This window comes from Enterobacter sp. RHBSTW-00901, assembly GCF_014103115.1.
Taxonomy (GTDB): domain Bacteria; phylum Pseudomonadota; class Gammaproteobacteria; order Enterobacterales; family Enterobacteriaceae; genus Enterobacter; species Enterobacter cloacae_P.
In genome coordinates, this window is record NZ_JABXPB010000001.1 from 4,217,514 (window position 1) to 4,238,686 (window position 21,173).

General features: G+C 54.4%; 19 protein-coding genes. 15 read left to right on the top strand and 4 right to left on the bottom strand.

The window, feature by feature from the left end; translation table 11 throughout:
- Positions 1-18 precede the first annotated feature (18 nt).
- Both kdpA and kdpF read right to left on the bottom strand, forming a co-directional pair.
- Positions 19-1,698 (bottom strand): potassium-transporting ATPase subunit KdpA, encoded by a 1,680-nt coding sequence (gene kdpA / locus HV318_RS20325; protein WP_182274139.1) that lies wholly within the window; start codon positions 1,696-1,698, stop codon positions 19-21.
- The gene (kdpF, locus tag HV318_RS20330) at positions 1,698-1,787 is read right to left on the bottom strand and encodes a K(+)-transporting ATPase subunit F (RefSeq protein ID WP_182274140.1); all 90 of its coding nucleotides are present in this window, start codon (positions 1,785-1,787) and stop codon (positions 1,698-1,700) included. Before kdpF ends, kdpA begins: the two co-directional genes overlap by 1 nt.
- A 308-nt stretch (positions 1,788-2,095) precedes the next feature.
- Here kdpF and HV318_RS20335 point away from each other — a divergent pair, with 308 nt between their 5' ends.
- The 7 genes from HV318_RS20335 (at position 2,096) to nei (ending at position 8,208) form a co-directional block, all read left to right on the top strand.
- A complete protein-coding gene (locus tag HV318_RS20335; RefSeq protein ID WP_182274141.1) occupies positions 2,096-2,302 on the top strand; it encodes a YbfA family protein in 207 nt (68 codons plus the stop codon).
- 604 nt (positions 2,303-2,906) lie between these two features.
- The gene (phrB, locus tag HV318_RS20340; protein WP_182274142.1) at positions 2,907-4,319 is read left to right on the top strand and encodes a deoxyribodipyrimidine photo-lyase; all 1,413 of its coding nucleotides are present in this window, start codon (positions 2,907-2,909) and stop codon (positions 4,317-4,319) included.
- Positions 4,320-4,329: 10 nt separating this feature from the next.
- Positions 4,330-5,073, top strand: a complete 744-nt coding sequence (locus tag HV318_RS20345) for a type 2 GTP cyclohydrolase I (protein WP_182274642.1) — start codon at positions 4,330-4,332, stop codon at positions 5,071-5,073.
- Between the two features lie 14 nt (positions 5,074-5,087).
- Positions 5,088-5,744 carry a 5-oxoprolinase subunit PxpB gene (gene pxpB, locus HV318_RS20350; RefSeq protein WP_182274143.1) on the top strand — a complete coding sequence of 219 codons (657 nt, stop codon included), beginning with the start codon at positions 5,088-5,090 and terminating at the stop codon, positions 5,742-5,744.
- A complete protein-coding gene (gene pxpC, locus HV318_RS20355) occupies positions 5,738-6,670 on the top strand; it encodes a 5-oxoprolinase subunit PxpC (RefSeq protein WP_182274144.1) in 933 nt (310 codons plus the stop codon). Before pxpB ends, pxpC begins: the two co-directional genes overlap by 7 nt.
- Positions 6,657-7,394: a 5-oxoprolinase subunit PxpA gene (gene pxpA / locus HV318_RS20360; RefSeq protein ID WP_182274145.1), complete on the top strand. Its 738-nt coding sequence runs from the start codon at positions 6,657-6,659 to the stop codon at positions 7,392-7,394. Before pxpC ends, pxpA begins: the two co-directional genes overlap by 14 nt.
- Before the next feature lie 22 nt (positions 7,395-7,416).
- The gene (gene nei, locus HV318_RS20365; protein ID WP_182274146.1) at positions 7,417-8,208 is read left to right on the top strand and encodes an endonuclease VIII; all 792 of its coding nucleotides are present in this window, start codon (positions 7,417-7,419) and stop codon (positions 8,206-8,208) included.
- A 387-nt stretch (positions 8,209-8,595) separates the two neighbouring features.
- Here nei and HV318_RS20370 read toward each other — a convergent pair whose 3' ends face one another.
- Positions 8,596-9,879, bottom strand: a complete 1,284-nt coding sequence (locus HV318_RS20370; protein WP_182274147.1) for a citrate synthase — start codon at positions 9,877-9,879, stop codon at positions 8,596-8,598.
- A gap of 759 nt (positions 9,880-10,638) precedes the next feature.
- Here HV318_RS20370 and sdhC point away from each other — a divergent pair.
- The 8 genes from sdhC to sucD all read left to right on the top strand — a co-directional run bounded on the left by sdhC (position 10,639) and on the right by sucD (position 20,342).
- Positions 10,639-11,043, top strand: coding sequence for a succinate dehydrogenase cytochrome b556 subunit (gene sdhC, locus HV318_RS20375; RefSeq protein WP_182274148.1), 405 nt, complete (start codon positions 10,639-10,641; stop codon positions 11,041-11,043).
- Positions 11,037-11,384 carry a succinate dehydrogenase membrane anchor subunit gene (gene sdhD / locus HV318_RS20380; RefSeq protein ID WP_012016623.1) on the top strand — a complete coding sequence of 116 codons (348 nt, stop codon included), beginning with the start codon at positions 11,037-11,039 and terminating at the stop codon, positions 11,382-11,384. Before sdhC ends, sdhD begins: the two co-directional genes overlap by 7 nt.
- Positions 11,384-13,150, top strand: a complete 1,767-nt coding sequence (gene sdhA / locus HV318_RS20385; RefSeq protein ID WP_182274149.1) for a succinate dehydrogenase flavoprotein subunit — start codon at positions 11,384-11,386, stop codon at positions 13,148-13,150. The genes sdhD and sdhA overlap by 1 nt, the downstream gene beginning before the upstream one ends.
- Positions 13,151-13,165: 15 nt before the next feature.
- Positions 13,166-13,882 (top strand): succinate dehydrogenase iron-sulfur subunit SdhB, encoded by a 717-nt coding sequence (sdhB, locus tag HV318_RS20390; protein WP_182274150.1) that lies wholly within the window; start codon positions 13,166-13,168, stop codon positions 13,880-13,882.
- 264 nt (positions 13,883-14,146) lie between these two features.
- The gene (sucA, locus tag HV318_RS20395) at positions 14,147-16,954 is read left to right on the top strand and encodes a 2-oxoglutarate dehydrogenase E1 component (protein ID WP_182274151.1); all 2,808 of its coding nucleotides are present in this window, start codon (positions 14,147-14,149) and stop codon (positions 16,952-16,954) included.
- Positions 16,955-16,968: 14 nt separating this feature from the next.
- Positions 16,969-18,189 (top strand): 2-oxoglutarate dehydrogenase complex dihydrolipoyllysine-residue succinyltransferase, encoded by a 1,221-nt coding sequence (gene odhB, locus HV318_RS20400; RefSeq protein ID WP_182274152.1) that lies wholly within the window; start codon positions 16,969-16,971, stop codon positions 18,187-18,189.
- Between the two features lie 117 nt (positions 18,190-18,306).
- Positions 18,307-19,473, top strand: a complete 1,167-nt coding sequence (gene sucC / locus HV318_RS20405; protein WP_182274153.1) for an ADP-forming succinate--CoA ligase subunit beta — start codon at positions 18,307-18,309, stop codon at positions 19,471-19,473.
- Entirely contained in the window at positions 19,473-20,342 is an 870-nt protein-coding gene (gene sucD, locus HV318_RS20410) for a succinate--CoA ligase subunit alpha (protein ID WP_008501094.1), read from the top strand. The genes sucC and sucD overlap by 1 nt, the downstream gene beginning before the upstream one ends.
- An 83-nt stretch (positions 20,343-20,425) precedes the next feature.
- On the opposite strand, the gene HV318_RS20415 is transcribed toward sucD, so the two are convergent.
- Positions 20,426-21,142, bottom strand: a complete 717-nt coding sequence (locus tag HV318_RS20415) for a GntR family transcriptional regulator (protein ID WP_182274154.1) — start codon at positions 21,140-21,142, stop codon at positions 20,426-20,428.
- Between the last annotated feature and the right edge of the window lie 31 nt (positions 21,143-21,173).

Here is a 21,173-nt window from a genome sequence, read left to right on the forward strand (position 1 = left end):
GACAAATTCTCCGCAAAATCAGCGTAAAGAGAGATATTCCGCGACCGGGCCTAACGCGAGGGCGGGGATAAAGGTCAGGGCACCCACCAGCAATACGGTACCAATCAGCAGGCCAATAAACAGCGCGCCGTGGGTGGGTAGCGTACCGGTGGTGGCAGGCTGAATTTTTTTACTCACCAGCGATCCTGCGATAGCCATAACCGGCACAATGACGCCAAAACGACCGACGAACATGCAAAACGCCAGCAGGCAGTTCCAGAATGGAGAGTTGGCGCTTAAACCAGCAAAGGCGCTACCGTTGTTGTTGGCGGCTGACGAAACCGCGTAAAGCACTTCGCTGAAGCCGTGGATGCCTGGGTTGAAGATGCCGCTGCGACCGGCCTCGGTCATCAGTGCCAGCGCCGTGCCGAGCAGTACGAGGGTAGGGGTAACCAGAATGGCCAGTGCGGTTAATTTCATCTCGCGAACGTCGATTTTTTTACCCAGATATTCCGGGGTGCGGCCAATCATCAGACCGGCGATGAACACCGCCAGCAGAACGAACAGCAGCATGCCGTAAAGCCCTGAACCTACGCCACCAAATACCACTTCGCCAATCTGCATGAGCCACATCGGGATCATACCGCCCAGTGCGGTAAAGGAGTCGTGCATCGCGTTAACTGCCCCACATGAGGCCGCCGTCGTCACCACGGCATAAAGGCTACTCGCAAGAATGCCGAAACGGCTCTCTTTGCCTTCCATGTTGATATTGCTGTTGGCACCCAACTGCATGAAGTGACTGTTACCATGCCATTCTGCCCACATCACCAGCGCGACGCAGACGACAAAGATAATCGACATAGCCCAGAGCAGGGTGCGACCCTGACGGCGATCGTTTACAACATCACCAAAGGCAAAGCACAGCGCTGCAGGTATCAGGAAGATCGCCAGCATTTGTACAAAATTGGTCAGTGCCGTTGGGTTTTCAAACGGGTGTGACGAGTTAGCGTTGAAGAAGCCACCGCCATTTGTGCCGAGCATTTTAATGGCTTCCTGCGAGGCCACTGGCCCCATAGGCAGAAGCTGTTTTGCCCCTTCCAGTGAGGTGTAAGGTGTGTACGGCAGCAGGTTTTGTAACGACCCCTGCTGGATAAAGAACAGGGCAATAAGCAGTGCAACCGGAAGCAGTATCCACAGCGTGATGCGAGTCAGATCGACCCAGGCGTTGCCGAGGGTACGGACATTCTGACGGGCAAACGCACGTGTCAGCGCAAAGATCACCGCAATGCCGCTTGCCGCAGAGAGGAAGTTCTGCACGGTTAACCCGACCATCTGGCTAAAGTAGCTGACGGTGGTTTCCCCGGCATAGGATTGCCAGTTGGTGTTGGTCACGAAGCTGACCGCCGTGTTCAACGCCAGATGCCAGGACAATCCAGGGAAGTGCTGCGGGTTCAGCGGCAGGATGCCCTGCAGCATCAGCATGATAAAGAGGGCGATAAGACCAACAATGTTCAGCAGCAGAATGGCCATCAGATACTGACACCAGCCCATCTCCTGATCGCGTATACCCAGCGCGCGCCAGATCCCTTTTTCAACACTACCAGCAACCGGTAACGCGACGTTGTTGATCATCCGTGCCAGCAATGTTCCCATCGGTCTTGCCAAAAGGAACAGCACGACTAAAAAGCTGGCAAGAAGCAAAAATGCCTGAGCAGCCATCAGAATGCCTCCGCATTAATCAGGGCGTAGACCAGATAACCCAATAACAGGAAAACCAGCACGATGCCGGAAATCAGACCTGCACTCACAATTCACCTCCGGGTGACATTTGTATTTGTATTAAAGGTAGGATTTACGGCGCAAAGATTTCGCAAAAATCAGGAAGAGGGGTGTAAAAAAAGTATAAAAATGCTTTACCCACAAATTAACCATTGGTAAGTAAATCGTTAACTTTTTTGTAACTTAATTACGCGTGAAGTGTAAATATTCGCTAAATAGACGAAAATAAGTGGTCGGATGAGTAGTAAAATTACGAACAAAGCGATATTATTTTAGCCAGGTCACAGATTTTTGAATTTTCCGGAGCAGATTTCCGGCCAACTATAGGGGAGAAACTATGGATCTTTATAAAGAGTATCCGGCTCATATCGTTTACATGCGTCGCGCTTTCGCTGTAGTGGCGGGGGTGCTGGCTCTGCCGGTGATGATTTTCTGGAAAGATCGCGCACGTTTTTACAGCTACCTGCACCGCATCTGGGCGAAAACCAGCGAGAAGCCGGTGTGGATGGATCAGGCTGAAAAAGCGACCTGCGATTTTTACTAATACTCAGTAGATATGCAGCAATAAAAAAACCGCCAAACAGTCATGTGGCGGTTTTTTTGTCCCTCAGGATTCGCGGTCCGTTGGGAAATTCTCAAGCTCTCATCAGAGGGTTATGATCATACTTCTACTCTCTGAATAATCAAACGTTGCTGCTCTAAATATAATCTTAAAACTCTGTTTAGAGAATTCCGCTTCGCACGGATGCCTACTACCATGCAGCGTCCCTTTCCGCCATCTCGCAAATGGGCACCGGTTCCGGGAAAGGTGTTACCACAACCGTGAGTCAGGCTCTCATCAGAGCTTGTGTCCACCGACTTATCACCGGTGGTGAACGGTGGAGCGGTTTGCTGCAGGGACCGCATGATGAAACGCTATTTATGCATTGCGTTCATTGTCGCCAGCGTACTCGTGGTAAAGAGTGATGAACCCACCAGGTTTGTTGCTTTCAACCCGATAACGCAGGACAAGTAGCGTTAAGGCCGCCCCGGGCGTCCTTTTTTATTTCGTCACGGCTACACTTCATGGCAAAGTAGTTCAATGCGTGCCCCATTTTATCTTTGGCGGCATGGCCTTACGGACATAACAGACAATTGCCTGGAGTTTTATGCCCTCCCATCTGGTTTGGTTTCGCGCCGACCTGCGCGTTCACGACAACACAGCCCTTGCTGCGGCCTGTCGCTCTCAACATGCCAGAGTGCTGGCGCTGTTTATCGCCACGCCTGAACAGTGGCAACAGCATGATATGGCACCGCGACAAGCCGCTTTTTTACGTTCGCATCTGAATGACCTGCAGCGCTCGCTTGCGGAAAAAGGTATTCCACTGATTTACGACGAAGTCAGCGATTTTACCTCGCAGGTCAACAAGGTCAGGCAAATCTGTGAGCAGCATGGCGTCTCACACCTTTTTTACAACTATCAGTATGAATTTAACGAGCGGCAGCGGGATCGTCAGCTTGAACAGGCTCTGGAGCCCGTGGTGTGCCAGGGGTTCGATGACAGCGTCATGCTTGCGCCAGGCACTGTGATGACGGGTAACCACGAGATGTATAAAGTCTTTACGCCGTTCAAAAATGCCGTTATCAAGCGCCTGAAAGAGGTACTGCCGGAATGTGTCGCTGCGCCAGCCGTCAGGGGAGAGGTATTAACGGATTTACCTGAACTGACTTTTCACTATCCGCAACAGGCGTTTGATGAAACCCTGTTCCCCGCAAATGAGAAAGCGGCTATTGCCCACTTGCGCCAGTTTTGTAAACAGGCTGCGGCTGATTATGAAAGCCTCCGGGATTTTCCCGCCATTGACGGTACAAGCCGCCTGTCCGCGTGTTTAACCCTGGGGGTTCTTTCCCCGCGTCAATGCTTACATCGTTTGCTGGCAGAACAACCCCGGGCGCTGGACGGTGGGGCAGGCGCAGTCTGGCTTAACGAACTTATCTGGCGTGAGTTCTATCGCCACCTGATAACGTATCATCCTGATTTATGTAAGCATCGTCCCTTCATTCGCTGGACGGATAACGTCAAATGGCAATCGAATGATGTGCATCTGGAGGCCTGGCAGACCGGACAGACAGGGTTCCCTGTTGTTGATGCCGCTATGCGCCAGCTCAATGATACGGGCTGGATGCACAACCGCCTGCGGATGATTACCGCCAGTTTCCTGGTGAAAGATCTGCTTATCGACTGGCGTGCCGGAGAGCGGTATTTTATTTCTCAACTGATCGATGGCGATCTTGCAGCGAATAACGGGGGCTGGCAGTGGGTGGCCTCTACCGGCAACGATGCGGCTCCCTGGTTTCGTATTTTTAACCCGACAACTCAGGGGGAAAAATTTGATGCCGATGGCGTGTTTATCCGCCGTTGGTTGCCTGAGTTAATGGATGTACCAACAAAAGCGATCCACGACCCGTGGACATGGGCGGATAAACAGGGCGTAACACTCGATTACCCCCGCCCGATTGTCGACCATAAACAGGCGCGTGTCGCCACGCTGGCGGCGTACGAAGCCGCCCGCAACGCTTAAGAGAGAGATGATGAAAAACAGCGAACTGGAAAGCCTGATTAACGAAAAACTCAACACGGCCTCCTTCAGTGACTACGGGCCAAATGGTCTACAGGTTGAAGGGCGTGAAACGGTGCAGAAAATCATCACCGGCGTGACGGCAAGCCAGGCGCTACTGGATGAAGCCGTGCGTCAGGAAGCTGATGCCGTCATTGTCCATCACGGTTATTTCTGGAAAAACGAATCGCCGATCGTTCGCGGTATGAAGCGCAACCGTCTGAAAACGCTGCTGGCAAATGACATCAACCTGTACGGTTACCACCTGCCGCTGGATGCACACCCGGAACTGGGCAATAACGTACAGCTTGCGCAACTGTTGGGGATCACCGTAATGGGTGAAATTGAACCGCTGGTGCCGTGGGGCGAGCTGGCGATGCCGGTTTCCGGGCTTGAACTGGCCTCCTGGATTGAAGCTCGCCTGGGACGCCGCCCGCTGTGGAGCGGGGATACCGGCCCGGATACGGTGAAACGTGTCGCATGGTGTACCGGTGGTGGACAGGGCTTTATTGATAGCGCCGCGCGGTTTGGCGTTGATGCCTTCATCACCGGAGAGGTTTCCGAGCAGACTATCCATTCAGCCCGTGAACAGGGTCTGCATTTTTACGCCGCAGGCCACCATGCCACAGAGCGCGGTGGCATTCGTGCTCTCAGTGAATGGCTGACAGAAAATACCGATCTGGATGTTACCTTTATTGATATCCCGAACCCGGCCTGATGAGAGGTACCTGAGTGCAGCGAGCGCGTTGTTATCTTCTGGGTGAAACGGCAGTGGTTCTGGAACTGGAGCCACCGGTCACGCTTGCCACGCAAAAGCGCATCTGGCGGCTAACGCAGCGTCTGGCCGATATGCCGGAGGTCGTTGAAGTGATTCCGGGCATGAATAACATCACCGTTGTTCTGCGTAATCCGCATACGCTGGCGCTGGATGCTATTGAACGTTTGCAGTGCTGGTGGGAAGAGAGCGAGGCGCTGGATCCAGCGTCCCGGGCGATTGAGCTCCCGGTGGTCTACGGCGGCAAACGTGGTCCCGATCTCACGGTGGTGGCGCAGCACTGCGGATTAACGGAAAAGCAGGTTGTTGAGCTGCATAGCTCGGTTAACTACGTCGTCTGGTTTTTAGGGTTTCAGCCCGGCTTTCCGTATCTGGGGGGATTATCTCCGGCGCTGCATACACCGCGCCGCGCCGAACCTCGTCTGAGTGTTCCTGCAGGAACGGTAGCGATTGGTGGTGAACAGACCGGGATCTACCCGATTGCGTCGCCTGGTGGCTGGCAGCTTATCGGATACACCTCCACACCGTTATTTGAACCGGGGCAGGACTCACCAATACTGCTTCGTCCTGGTGATACCCTTCGCTTTATCCCGCAGAAGGAGGGGGTATGTTAACGCTTATTCGTGCGGGGCTTTACACCACCGTTCAGGATGCCGGCCGGTTTGGTCTGCGTCAGTCAGGTGTGAGCTATTGTGGCGCGCTGGACAGGCCCGCGCTGGAGGTTGCGAATGTGCTGGTGGGCAATCCCGGCAGCACGGCGGCGCTGGAGATCACGCTGGGTCAGTGTGTCATCGAATTTAATCAGGAGACCTGGTTTGCCCTGACCGGTGCAGGTTGCGACGCAACGCTTGATGATAAAGCGGTATGGACTGGCTGGCGTTTACGGGCGAAAGCCGGTCAGCGCCTGATCCTCAGGCGTCCTCTGCACGGTATGCGCAGCTACCTTGCGGTTGCTGGCGGCATCGATGTACCGGAGGTGATGGGGTCGGCCAGTACCGATCAGAAAGCAGGCATTGGTGGGCTTGAAGGGCGCTTGCTTCGTGATGGCGATCGTCTCGCGATTAAACCCACCTCCCGCCATTTCTCGACCACTCAGGGAGTTAAACAACTGCTCTGGGGAAACCGTATTCGCGCCTTGCCGGGGCCGGAATATCACGAGTTCGACGAGGTTTCTCAGGAGTCATTCTGGCGCTCACCGTGGCAGATCAGCCCGCAGAGTAATCGCATGGGTTACCGTTTGCAGGGGCAGCCGCTGACCAGAACGACGGATCGCGAGATGCTGTCGCACGGGTTATTGCCTGGCGTAATTCAGGTACCCCATAACGGACAACCTATTGTGCTGATGAACGATGCGCAGACAACGGGAGGCTACCCGCGTATTGCCTGTATTATTGAGGCCGATCGCTACCATCTGGCGCAAATTCCTCTCGGGCAGCCGATTCACTTTGTGCAATGTTCGCTGGAAGAGGCGCTAAAAGCCCGGCAGGATCAACAGCGCTACCTGGAACAGCTGGCGTGGAGGCTTGATGGTAAAGATTGATTTAAACGCCGATCTGGGTGAAGGCGGCAGCGCCGATGCAGAGCTGATGACGCTGGTTTCCTCGGTCAATATCGCCTGTGGTTTTCACGCGGGTGATGCGCAAACGATGCTGACGAGCGTGCGTAATGCCATTAAAAATGGCGTTGCGATAGGTGCTCATCCTGGCTTTCCTGACCGGGAAAATTTTGGCAGAACGGCAATGGTATTACCCCCTGAGACAGTCTATGCCCAGACGCTTTACCAGACTGGTGCGCTGGAGGAGATCGTCCGTGCTCAGCAGGGCGTACTGCGTCATGTGAAGCCGCACGGTATGCTCTATAACCAGGCGGCAAAAGATCCGGTTCTGGCAGATGCCATTGCCCGCGCGGTGCGGGACTGTGACCCACAGCTTATCCTCGTTGGTCTGGCGGGTAGTGAGTTGATTCGCGCCGGGCAGCGTCTGGGTTTAGCCACCCGGCAGGAAGTGTTTGCCGACAGGGGGTATCAGGCTGACGGGAGCCTGGTCCCTCGCACTCAGCCCGGGGCACTCATCACTGATGAAGAACAGGCTCTGGCGCAGACGCTGGAGATGGTGCGTACGGGTCAGGTCATTGCGATTGACGGTACATCCGCAAAGGTACAGGCGGATACGGTGTGTTTACACGGCGACGGCGAGCACGCGCTGCGTTTTGCGCGTCGTTTGCGGGCGGCGTTTGCTGAACACGGGATCCTCGTCAGCGCCTGATATTTACGATAAGGATGAAAAGATGCCAGAAGGCCCGGAGATCCGCCGTGCAGCGGATAGCCTGGAGGCGGCGATAAAGGGCAAACCCCTGACGGATGTCTGGTTTGCTTTCCCTCAACTGAAACCGTTTGAATCACAGCTGGTGGGGCAGACGGTGACTCATATCGACACGCGCGGCAAGGCATTGCTCACGCACTTTTCCCATAACCTGACGTTATACAGCCATAACCAGCTTTATGGCGTGTGGCGAGTGGTTAACGCTAATGAGCAGCCGCAAACGACCCGTGTGCTGCGCGTCAGGTTGCAAACGGCGGATAAAGCTATCCTGCTGTATAGCGCTTCAGATATCGAAATGTTAACGCCGGAGCAGTTGCTTACGCACCCGTTTCTGCAGCGCGTGGGGCCGGATGTACTGGATATGCGGCTGACGGCGAGCGATGTGAAAGCCCGTTTGTTATCAGCCGCATTCCGTAACCGGCAGTTCTCTGGTCTGCTACTCGATCAGGCATTTCTGGCCGGGTTAGGAAACTACCTGCGGGTAGAAATTCTCTGGGACGTGGGGCTGGCGGCGCAGCATAAAGCATCGCAACTGAGTGATGCACAACTCGATGCGTTATCCCACGCGCTGCTGGATATTCCGCGTCTGTCGTACCATACGCGTGGCGTGGTGGATGATAACAAGCACCACGGGGCGCTGTTCCGGTTCAGGGTCTTTCACCGGGATGGTGAGGTATGCGAGCGGTGCGGTGGTGTGATTGAGAAGACAATACTCTCTTCAAGACCGTTTTACTGGTGTCCGGGGTGCCAGAGGTAAAAGCAAAACGGCAACCTCAGGGTTGCCGTTTTTAATGTTTGTTCCCTCTCCCTGTGGGAGAGGGTCAGGGTGAGGGCATCAGGCCGCACAAGGTAAAAGCAAAACGGCAACCCCAGGGTTGCCGTTTTTAATGTTTGTTCCCTCTCCCTGTGGGAGAGGGTCAGGGTGAGGGCATCAGGCCGCACAAGGTAAAAGCAAAACGGCAACCCCAGGGTTGCCGTTTTTAATGTTTGTTCCCTCTCCCTGTGGGAGAGGGTCAGGGTGAGGGCATCAGGCCGCACAAGGTAAAAGCAAAACGGCAACCCCAGGGTTGCCGTTTTTAATGTTTGTTCCCTCTCCCTGTGGGAGAGGGTTAGGGTGAGGGCATCAGGCCGCACCCTGCTAACATCAGCGCTTGATATCAGACTTAAAATCACGCTGCTCGTAGCCGGTGTACAGCTGGCGAGGACGGGCGATTTTCATGCCTTCGCTGTGCATTTCGTTCCAGTGCGCAATCCAGCCTACGGTACGTGCCATAGCGAAGATCACGGTGAACATGGAAGACGGAATACCCATCGCTTTCAGAATGATACCGGAGTAGAAGTCTACGTTCGGGTAGAGTTTCTTCTCGATGAAGTACGGGTCGTTCAGCGCAATGTGTTCCAGCTCCATTGCCACTTCCAGCAGATCATCTTTGGTGCCCAGCTCTTTCAGCACTTCATGGCAGGTTTCACGCATCACGGTGGCGCGTGGGTCATAGTTTTTGTAAACACGGTGACCGAAGCCCATCAGGCGGAAGGAGTCATTTTTGTCTTTCGCGCGACGCACGAATTCAGGAATGTGCTCAACAGAGCTGATCTCTTCCAGCATCTTCAGCGCAGCTTCGTTCGCGCCGCCGTGCGCGGGTCCCCACAGGGACGCGATACCGGCAGCGATACAGGCAAACGGGTTCGCGCCTGAAGAGCCTGCGGTACGGACGGTGGAGGTCGATGCGTTCTGTTCGTGGTCAGCGTGCAGGATCAGAATACGATCCATCGCGCGTTCCAGTACCGGGTTGACCACATACTCTTCACATGGTGTGGAGAACATCATGCGCAGGAAGTTACCGGCGTAGGAGAGGTCATTACGTGGGTAAACAAACGGCTGGCCGATAGAGTATTTGTAACACATCGCCGCCATTGTTGGCATTTTGGACAGCAGACGGAACGCCGCGATATCACGGTGGCGTGGGTTATTCACGTCCAGAGAGTCGTGGTAGAACGCTGCCAGGGCACCGGTAATACCACACATGACGGCCATCGGGTGGGAATCACGACGGAACGCATGGAACAGACGGGTGATCTGCTCATGGATCATGGTGTGGCGAGTTACGGTGGTTTTGAATTCATCGTACTGCGACTGCGTGGGCTTTTCGCCGTTCAGCAGGATGTAGCACACTTCCAGGTAGTTGGAATTGGTGGCTAACTGATCGATGGGGAAACCGCGGTGGAGCAGGATACCTTCGTCACCATCGATGAAGGTGATTTTGGATTCGCAAGATGCGGTAGAGGTGAATCCAGGGTCAAAGGTGAACACCCCTTTGGAACCCAGCGTACGGATATCAATAACATCCGGACCGAGCGTGCCTTTTAGCACATCCAGTTCAATAGCAGTGTCACCATTTAGGGTGAGCGTTGCCTTTGTATCAGCCATTTACGGTCTCCTTAGCGCCTTATGCTTAAGACTGCTGTTCAGCGGATTTGCATTCAGCTGTTAATCACCGTTACCAGATTGTTATTTGGCTTACCGCTCAGCTCACGAGGAGAAACCAGGGTACAGAGCTATGGCGCCTTGCAGGTAAACGGATGAAATATCAGTGAAACTACAGCAAACCAGCGTTTTTACAGTCCGAATTATTCAAACCTGTATATCACTAATAACTGTCCTGATAACTTCGGTCAATACCATCACACTGTTACATAACTATTTCTCAGGTGAAAGAGAGACCTCATAACTTTTGCGCATTATATGCCTTTTCTGATGACGTTTGTAACAATATTGTTTAACATTTGTCAAATCAGATGATTAAAATTTAAAAAGATGTTGTTATCGTGACCCTGATCACTGTTCCAGAGAAAACCCGACAAACTGTATGTAGGTTAATTGTAATGATTTTGTGAACGGCCTATACTGCCGCCAGGTCTCCGGAACACCCTGCAATCCCGAGCCACCCAGCGTTGTAACGTGTCGTTTTAGCATCTGGAAGCAATGTTTTGCATGACGCGCAGTTATAGAAAAGGAACGCTGTATGACCCGCATCGCAGCCGGAGGAAGGAAATCCCATAGTCTTTCACGTTACAGGTGCGTTGGCTGCGCCCGCTCGCCCCGGTCACATAGTTATCTATGCTCCCGGGTTTCCCGGACTTGCCGCCTTTCTGTAACGCGAAATCCAAAGGGAATAATAAGAACAGCATGTGGGCGTTATTCATGATAAGAAATGTGAAAAAACAAAGACCTGTCAATCTGGATCTCAAAACGATCCGGTTCCCTGTAACAGCAATCGCGTCCATTCTGCACCGTGTGTCTGGTGTGATTACGTTTGTGGCGGTCGGCATTCTGCTGTGGTTACTGGGGACTAGCCTCTCTTCTCCTGAAGGATTCCTCCAGGCCTCGGCCATCATGAACAGCTTCTTCGTGAAATTTATCATGTGGGGCATTCTGACGGCGCTGGCGTACCATGTTGTTGTGGGTGTGCGTCATATGCTGATGGACTTCGGCTACCTGGAAGAAACTTTCGAAGCCGGGAAACGCTCCGCTAACATTTCATTTGTGGTAACAGTCGTGCTTTCACTTCTTGCAGGAGTTCTCGTATGGTAAGCAACGCCTCCGCATTAGGACGCAACGGCGTACATGACTTCATCCTGGTCCGCGCTACTGCCATCGTCCTCACGCTTTACATCATCTATATGATCGGTTTCTTCGCGACCAGCGGCGAGCTGACGTGGGAAATCTGGAGTGGGTTCTTCGGATCTGCCTTCACCAAAGTGTTCACCCTGCTGGCTCTGTTCTCCATCCTTATTCATGCCTGGATTGGCATGTGGCAGGTGTTGACCGATTACGTTAAACCACTGGCCATTCGCCTTCCTCTGCAGCTGGCTATCGTCGTTGCACTGGTGGTTTACGTTATTTATGGATTCGTTGTGGTGTGGGGTGTGTAATGAAACTGCCAGTCAGAGAATTTGATGCTGTTGTGATTGGTGCTGGTGGCGCAGGTATGCGCGCAGCGCTGCAAATTTCCCAGAGCGGCCAGACCTGTGCGCTGCTCTCTAAAGTATTCCCGACCCGTTCCCATACCGTGTCTGCGCAGGGTGGTATCACCGTGGCACTCGGTAATACCCATGAAGATAACTGGGAATGGCACATGTACGACACGGTAAAAGGTTCCGACTACATCGGTGACCAGGACGCCATTGAATATATGTGTAAGACCGGCCCGGAAGCGATTCTGGAGCTGGATCATATGGGTCTGCCATTCTCCCGTCTGGAAAATGGCACCATTTATCAGCGTCCGTTTGGCGGCCAGTCGAAAAACTTCGGCGGCGAGCAGGCGGCACGTACTGCAGCGGCGGCTGACCGTACTGGTCACGCACTGCTGCACACTCTGTATCAGCAGAACCTGAAAAACCACACCACCATCTTCTCCGAGTGGTACGCGCTGGATCTGGTGAAAAACGCCGATGGCGCAGTGGTGGGTTGTACCGCGCTGTGTATCGAAACCGGTGAAGTGGTTTACTTCAAAGCCCGCGCCACCGTGCTGGCGACCGGCGGTGCAGGCCGTATTTATCAGTCCACCACCAACGCCCACATCAACACCGGTGACGGCGTGGGTATGGCTATCCGCGCTGGCGTGCCGGTGCAGGATATGGAGATGTGGCAGTTCCACCCAACGGGTATCGCTGGTGCAGGCGTACTGGTGACAGAAGGCTGCCGTGGTGAAGGTGGTTATCTGCTGAACAAACACGGCGAGCGCTTCATGGAGCGTTATGCCCCGAATGCGAAAGACCTGGCGGGTCGTGACGTGGTAGCGCGTTCTATCATGATCGAAATCCGTGAAGGTCGCGGCTGCGATGGTCCGTGGGGGCCACACGCTAAGCTGAAACTCGACCACCTGGGTAAAGAGGTTCTGGAATCCCGTCTGCCGGGCATCCTGGAGCTGTCCCGTACCTTCGCTCACGTCGACCCGGTCAAAGAGCCGATCCCGGTTATCCCAACCTGCCACTATATGATGGGCGGTATTCCGACCAAAGTAACCGGCCAGGCACTGACCGTGAACGAGCAGGGTGAAGATGTGGTTATCCCGGGTCTGTTTGCGGTGGGCGAAATCGCCTGCGTATCCGTACACGGTGCCAACCGTCTGGGCGGTAACTCCCTGCTTGACCTCGTGGTGTTTGGCCGCGCGGTGGGTCTGCATCTGCAGGAATCCATTGCCGAGCAGGGCGACCTGCTGGATGCCACCGAAGCTGAAATTGATGCTTCTCTCGAACGCCTCAACCGCTGGAACGGCAACCGTAACGGCGAAGATCCGGTGGAAATCCGTAAAGCGCTTCAGGAATGTATGCAGCACAACTTCTCGGTCTTCCGTGAAGGTGACGCGATGGCGAAAGGCCTGGAGCAGCTGAAGGCTATCCGCGAGCGTCTGAAAAACGCCCGTCTGGATGACACCTCCAGCGAGTTCAACACCCAGCGCGTTGAGTGTCTGGAGCTGGATAACCTGATGGAAACCGCTTACGCCACTGCGGTGTCGGCAAACTTCCGTACCGAGAGCCGTGGCGCGCATAGCCGCTTCGACTTCCCGGAAAGGGATGACGAAAACTGGCTGTGCCATTCCCTGTATCTGCCAGAGTCGGAAACCATGACGCGTCGTAGCGTCAATATGGAACCGAAACTGCGTCCGGCGTTCCCGCCGAAGATTCGTACTTACTAATGCGGAGACAGGACAATGAAACTCGAATTCTCAGTTTATCGTTATAACCCGGATGTAGACGATGCTCCGCGTATGCAGGATTACACGCTGGAAGCAGAAGAAGGCCGTGACATGATGCTGCTGGATGCATTAATGCAGCTGAAAGAAAAAGACCCAACGCTGTCATTCCGTCGCTCCTGCCGTGAAGGGGTGTGTGGCTCCGACGGCGTGAATATGAATGGCAAAAATGGCCTGGCCTGCATCACGCCAGTTTCAGCGCTGCAGCGCCCGGGTCAGAAAATTGTTATCCGTCCTCTGCCAGGCCTGCCGGTCGTGCGCGATTTGGTGGTGGACATGGGGCAATTCTATGCACAATATGAGAAGATTAAGCCTTACTTGTTGAATAATGGGCAAAATCCACCCGCTCGTGAGCACTTACAGTCTCCTGAGCAGCGTGAAAAACTCGATGGGCTGTACGAGTGTATTCTTTGTGCATGTTGTTCAACGTCTTGCCCGTCGTTCTGGTGGAACCCGGACAAGTTTATCGGCCCGGCCGGTCTGCTGGCTGCCTATCGTTTCCTGATCGATAGCCGCGACACCGAAACCGATAGCCGCCTTGAAGGGCTAAGTGATGCTTTCAGCGTATTCCGCTGCCATAGCATCATGAACTGCGTCAGTGTGTGTCCGAAGGGGTTGAACCCAACGCGCGCCATCGGCCACATTAAGTCGATGCTGTTGCAGCGCAGTGCGTAAGTAGTGAGAGGGGAGCGCTGTTCCCCTCACCCTAACCCTCTCCCACAGGGAGAGGGAACGGATTGTAGGAAATCTTTAAAAACTGCCGACGCCTTTCCCCTCGCCTCTGTGGGGAGAGGGCAGGGTAAGGGAAAATCCCTTAGGACAGTTTTTAAAGGTTCCTTCGCGGGCCAGAAAGAGCTCGCAGGTGAACCCCGGCACGTACGTGTTGTACGTGGTAGTTTCTACGGCGAAAGTAAGCATAAAAATGCTTAAGGGATCACGATGCAGAACGGCGCAATGAAAGCCTGGCTGGACTCTTCTTACCTCTCTGGTGCTAACCAGAGCTGGATAGAACAGCTCTATGAAGACTTCTTAACCGATCCTGACTCAGTGGACGCTAACTGGCGTTCCATGTTCCAGCAGTTGCCTGGCACGGGAGTCAAACCGGATCAATTCCATTCCAAAACACGTGATTATTTCCGTCGTCTGGCGAAGGATGCCTCACGTTACTCTTCTGCGATTTCCGACCCTGACACCAATGCGAAGCAGGTTAAAGTCCTGCAGCTTATCAACGCTTATCGCTTCCGTGGTCACCAGCATGCGAATCTCGATCCGCTGGGACTGTGGCAGCAAGACCGTGTAGCGGATCTCGATCCGGCTTATCACGATCTGACCGAGGCCGATTTCCAGGAAAGCTTTAACGTAGGTTCCTTTGCCATCGGCAAAGACACGATGAAGTTGGGCGATTTGATTAACGCGCTCAAGCAAACCTACTGCGGCTCCATCGGCGCGGAATACATGCACATCACCTCTACAGAAGAGAAACGCTGGATCCAACAGCGCATTGAGTCCGTGGCTGGCCACGCGACGTTCTCGGCTGATGAGAAAAAACGCTTCCTGAATGAATTGACCGCAGCAGAAGGCCTTGAGCGTTATCTGGGTGCGAAATTCCCGGGCGCAAAACGCTTCTCGCTGGAAGGCGGTGATGCGTTAGTACCAATGCTGAAAGAACTGATTCGCCATGCTGGCAACAGCGGTACCCGCGAAGTGGTTCTCGGCATGGCGCACCGTGGTCGTCTGAACGTTCTGGTCAACGTACTGGGTAAAAAACCGCAGGATCTGTTTGACGAGTTCGCAGGCAAACATAAAGAACACCTTGGCACCGGTGACGTGAAGTACCACATGGGCTTCTCGTCTGATATCGAAACCGAAGGCGGTCTGGTTCACCTGGCGCTGGCGTTTAACCCGTCACACCTGGAAATCGTCAGCCCGGTGGTTATCGGTTCTGTACGTGCGCGTCTGGACAGACTGGACGAGCCGAGCAGCAATAAAGTGCTGCCAATTACCATTCACGGTGATGCAGCCATCACTGGCCAGGGCGTGGTTCAGGAAACCCTGAACATGTCCAAGGCGCGTGGTTATGAAGTGGGCGGTACCGTTCGCATCGTGATCAACAACCAGGTAGGCTTCACCACGTCTAACCCACTGGATGCACGCTCCACTCCGTACTGCACCGACATCGGTAAGATGGTGCAGGCACCGATCTTCCACGTTAATGCGGATGACCCGGAAGCAGTGGCATTTGTTACCCGTCTGGCACTGGACTTCCGTAACACCTTTAAACGCGATGTGCTGATCGACCTGTTCTGCTACCGCCGTCACGGCCACAACGAAGCTGATGAGCCAAGTGCAACCCAGCCGCTGATGTACCAGAAAATCAAAAAGCACCCGACGCCGCGTAAAATCTATGCTGACAAGCTGGAAAACGACAAAGTCGTCACGCTGGAAGATGCGACCGAGCTGGTCAACCTCTACCGCGACGCGCTGGATGCGGGTGAATGCGTAGTGAAAGAGCTGCGCCCAATGAATATGCACTCCTTTACCTGGTCGCCGTACCTCAACCACGAGTGGGATGAGAGCTACCCGAACAAGGTTGAGATGAAGCGCCTGCAGGAGCTGGCTAAACGCATCAGCACTGTACCAGACGCCATTGAGATGCAGTCTCGCGTACAGAAGATCTATTCTGACCGTCAGGCTATGGCGGCAGGTGAGAAGCTGTTCGACTGGGGCGGTGCAGAGACACTGGCTTACGCGACGCTGGTTGACGAAGGCATTCCTGTTCGTCTGTCCGGTGAAGATGCGGGCCGTGGCACCTTCTTCCACCGTCACGCGGTGGTTCACAACCAGTCTAACGGTTCAACCTACACCCCGCTGCAGCACGTCCATAACGGTCAGGGCCAGTTCAAGGTCTGGGACTCCGTGCTGTCTGAAGAAGCGGTACTGGCATTTGAATATGGTTACGCCACCGCAGAACCACGCACCCTGACCATCTGGGAAGCGCAGTTCGGTGACTTCGCCAACGGTGCGCAGGTGGTTATCGACCAGTTCATCTCTTCCGGTGAGCAGAAGTGGGGCCGTATGTGTGGCCTGGCGATGCTGCTGCCACACGGTTATGAAGGGCAGGGTCCGGAGCACTCCTCTGCGCGTCTGGAACGTTATCTGCAACTCTGCGCCGAGCAGAACATGCAGGTCTGTGTGCCGTCCACGCCGGCTCAGGTTTACCACATGCTGCGTCGCCAGGCGCTGCGCGGTATGCGCCGTCCGCTGGTGGTGATGTCGCCGAAATCTCTGCTGCGTCATCCGCTGGCCGTGTCCAGCCTGGATGAACTGGCAAATGGCACCTTCCTGCCAGCCATCGGTGAGATTGACGAACTGGATCCGCAAGCTGTGAAGCGTGTGGTGATGTGTTCTGGTAAGGTTTATTACGACCTGTTGGAACAGCGCCGTAAGAACGACCAGAAAGATGTCGCCATCGTGCGTATCGAACAGCTTTATCCATTCCCGCACCAGGCGGTGCAGGAAGCGCTGAAACCGTATGCTCACGTACATGATTTTGTCTGGTGCCAGGAAGAGCCGCTCAACCAGGGCGCATGGTACTGCAGCCAGCATCATTTCCGTGAAGTGATTCCATTTGGGTCTGCCCTGCGTTATGCAGGTCGCCCGGCCTCCGCCTCTCCGGCGGTAGGGTATATGTCCGTTCACCAGAAGCAGCAGCAAGATCTGGTCAATGACGCGCTGAACGTCGATTAATTAAAGGATACATAATGAGTAGCGTAGATATTCTTGTTCCCGACCTGCCTGAGTCCGTAGCAGATGCGACTGTCGCCACCTGGCACAAAAAACCAGGCGATGCGGTAACCCGCGACGAAGTGCTGGTAGAAATCGAAACTGACAAAGTGGTACTGGAAGTACCGGCTTCAGCGGATGGCATTCTGGATGCAGTGCTGGAAGATGAAGGCACGACCGTGACTTCTCGCCAGATCCTGGGTCGCCTGCGTGAAGGCAACAGCTCTGGTAAAGAGACCAGCGCTAAATCTGAAGAGAAAGCGTCTACTCCAGCGCAGCGCCAGCAGGCGTCTCTGGAAGAGCAGAACAACGACGCGCTGAGCCCGGCGATCCGTCGCCTGCTGGCTGAACACAACCTGGACGCGGCGGCTATTAAAGGCACCGGTGTGGGTGGTCGTCTGACGCGCGAAGACATCGAGAAACACCTGGCGAAAGCACCGGCGAAAGCCGAAGCCAAAGCCCCGGTGGCAGCCCCGGCAGCACAGCCTGCCCTGGGCGCACGCAGTGAAAAACGCGTGCCAATGACTCGCCTGCGTAAGCGCGTGGCTGAGCGTCTGCTGGAAGCGAAAAACTCCACCGCGATGCTGACCACCTTCAACGAAGTAAACATGAAGCCAATCATGGATCTGCGTAAGCAGTACGGTGATGCGTTTGAAAAACGTCACGGTATCCGTCTGGGCTTTATGTCCTTCTACGTGAAAGCGGTTGTTGAAGCGCTGAAACGCTACCCGGAAGTGAACGCGTCTATCGATGGCGATGACGTGGTTTACCACAACTACTTCGACGTGAGCATGGCGGTTTCTACGCCACGTGGCCTGGTGACCCCGGTTCTGCGTGATGTGGATACTCTGGGCATGGCTGACATCGAGAAAAATATCAAAGAGCTGGCTGTTAAAGGCCGCGACGGTAAGCTGACCGTAGATGACCTGACTGGCGGTAACTTCACCATTACCAACGGCGGCGTATTCGGTTCACTGATGTCTACCCCAATCATCAACCCACCGCAGAGTGCGATCCTCGGCATGCATGCCATCAAAGATCGCCCTATGGCGGTAGACGGTAAAGTTGAGATCCTGCCAATGATGTACCTGGCACTCTCTTACGATCACCGTCTGATCGACGGCCGTGAGTCCGTGGGCTTCCTGGTTGCCATTAAAGAGCTGCTGGAAGATCCAACACGTCTGCTGTTGGACGTGTAGTAACACTTTAGCGTCACCTGCCCTGTAGGCCGGATAAGCGTAGTGCCATCCGGCACACAGATCGCGTCGGTGTACAGGTTTGAAGATAACGATTACCCTGAAGGATGGATAGAACACATGAACTTACATGAATATCAGGCCAAACAGCTGTTTGCCCGGTATGGCTTACCGGCTCCGGTGGGTTATGCCTGTACTACCCCACGTGAAGCAGAAGAAGCCGCATCTAAAATCGGTTCCGGCCCTTGGGTAGTTAAATGTCAGGTTCACGCTGGTGGCCGTGGTAAAGCGGGCGGTGTGAAGGTTGTTAAGAGCAAAGAAGAGATCCGTGCTTTTGCTGAACATTGGCTGGGTAAACGCCTGGTAACCTATCAAACAGATGCGAATGGCCAGCCGGTAAACCAGATCCTGGTTGAAGCGGCGACTGATATCGCAAAAGAACTGTACCTGGGCGCGGTGGTTGACCGTAGCTCCCGTCGCGTGGTGTTCATGGCGTCTACTGAAGGCGGCGTGGAAATCGAGAAAGTGGCGGAAGAAACCCCTCATCTGATCCATAAAGTGGCTATCGATCCGCTGGCAGGCCCAATGCCTTACCAGGGACGTGAGCTGGCGTTCAAACTGGGTCTGGAAGGTAAGCTGGTTCAGCAGTTCACCAAGATCTTCATGGGTCTGGCAACGATTTTCCTGGAACGCGACCTGGCGCTGATCGAAATCAACCCGCTGGTGATCACCACTCAGGGCGATCTGATCTGCCTCGACGGTAAACTGGGCGCTGACGGCAACGCACTGTTCCGCCAGTCCGATCTGCGCGAAATGCGCGACCAGTCTCAGGAAGACCCGCGTGAAGCGCAGGCTGCACAGTGGGAACTGAACTACGTGGCGCTGGATGGCAACATCGGCTGCATGGTTAACGGTGCGGGCCTGGCAATGGGCACGATGGACATCGTTAAGCTGCACGGTGGTGAGCCAGCCAACTTCCTCGACGTAGGCGGTGGTGCAACCAAAGAGCGCGTAACCGAAGCATTCAAAATCATCCTCTCTGATGACAACGTGAAAGCCGTTCTGGTTAACATCTTCGGCGGTATCGTACGTTGTGACCTGATCGCCGACGGTATCATCGGTGCGGTAGCAGAAGTGGGTGTTAACGTTCCGGTGGTTGTGCGTCTGGAAGGTAACAACGCTGAACTCGGCGCGAAAAAACTGGCTGACAGCGGCCTGAATATTATTGCAGCGAAAAGTCTGACGGATGCAGCTCAGCAGGTTGTTGCCGCAGTGGAGGGGAAATAATGTCAGTTTTAATTAATAAAGATACCAAGGTTATCTGCCAGGGCTTCACCGGTAGCCAGGGGACTTTCCACTCCGAACAGGCAATTGCCTACGGTACGCAGATGGTTGGCGGCGTGACGCCAGGTAAAGGCGGCACCACGCACCTGGGCCTGCCGGTGTTCAACACCGTGCGCGAAGCAGTAGAAGCCACTGGCGCGACCGCGACCGTTATCTACGTTCCGGCTCCGTTCTGCAAAGACTCCATTCTGGAAGCGATCGATGCAGGCATCAAACTGATCATCACCATCACCGAAGGTATCCCGACGCTGGATATGCTGACCGTGAAGGTGAAGCTGGATGAAGCTGGCGTGCGTATGATCGGCCCGAACTGCCCAGGTGTTATCACCCCGGGCGAGTGCAAAATCGGCATCATGCCGGGCCACATTCACAAACCGGGCAAAGTGGGCATCGTTTCCCGTTCCGGTACCCTGACCTATGAAGCGGTTAAGCAGACCACTGACTACGGTTTCGGCCAGTCCACCTGTGTGGGCATCGGCGGTGACCCGATCCCAGGTTCTAACTTCATCGATATCCTGAAACTGTTCCAGGAAGATCCACAGACCGAAGCGATCGTCATGATCGGTGAGATCGGTGGTAGCGCTGAAGAAGAAGCGGCTGCTTACATCAAAGAGCACGTGACCAAACCGGTTGTGGGTTACATCGCGGGTGTGACTGCGCCAAAAGGCAAGCGTATGGGTCACGCAGGCGCGATTATCGCCGGGGGTAAAGGTACGGCTGATGAGAAATTTGCAGCGCTCGAAGCCGCAGGCGTGAAAACTGTTCGCAGCCTGGCGGATATCGGCGAAGCACTGAAATCCATCATTAAGTAAGTCCTCTCTGCTCCCTGAAAAGGGAGCGTTGAAATAAAAAAATGTCCGTTTCGACATGGTTGGCCACTGAAAAGTGGCCTTTTTTATTGCCTGCGTCGGGCAACCAGGGTGAATTTGTAATCGTCAGTATTGAAAACGTTGCGGCTGTATTCAAAAACTCTGCCGTCTTTCAGGAAACCGCGAGACACTTTCTCCAGGATAGGTTTTGCCGGATCGAGCGCCAGCGCGGCGATCGCCTCTTCGGACGGCATCACCGGTACCAGCTCCTGTTCACTGCGATCGATAACCATCTTTTTGACTTGTTCAATGTAGTGATATTTGGAGTTCTCCATCACTTCCCAGGTGAGGTCGGCGAACATCGCCAGCGGCATCCACGTTTCTTCGAGGTTTACCGGCTTTTGCTTGATAAAGCGCACGCGCTTGACGTGCCAGACTTTATCGTCCGGGTTAAGGTCTAACTTTCCTGCCAGCCGCGCGTCCGCTTTTATCACTTCAAAAATTTTCACATCGCTGTGGGTGTCCACATTTCGGTCGGCCAGTTTCTCGTAAAAACCCGTTAACTGGTAGATGTCATAGTTGACGCGCTCTTCTTTTACATAGGAGCCGCTGCCCTGAATGCTTTCGATGATTTGTTCTTCCGTAAGCCGTTTTAATGCCTGTCTTACCGTCACGCGGCTGACGCTGAATGCCTCCTGAAGGCTGGATTCCGTTGGCAATGCATCGCCAGGCTTTAATTCACCGGCATGAATTTTCTCGCGTAGCGCATCGGCTATCTGCCGGTACATTGGTTTATTGCCCATTTTGTATTGCCCGCTTAATACCTTTTCACGG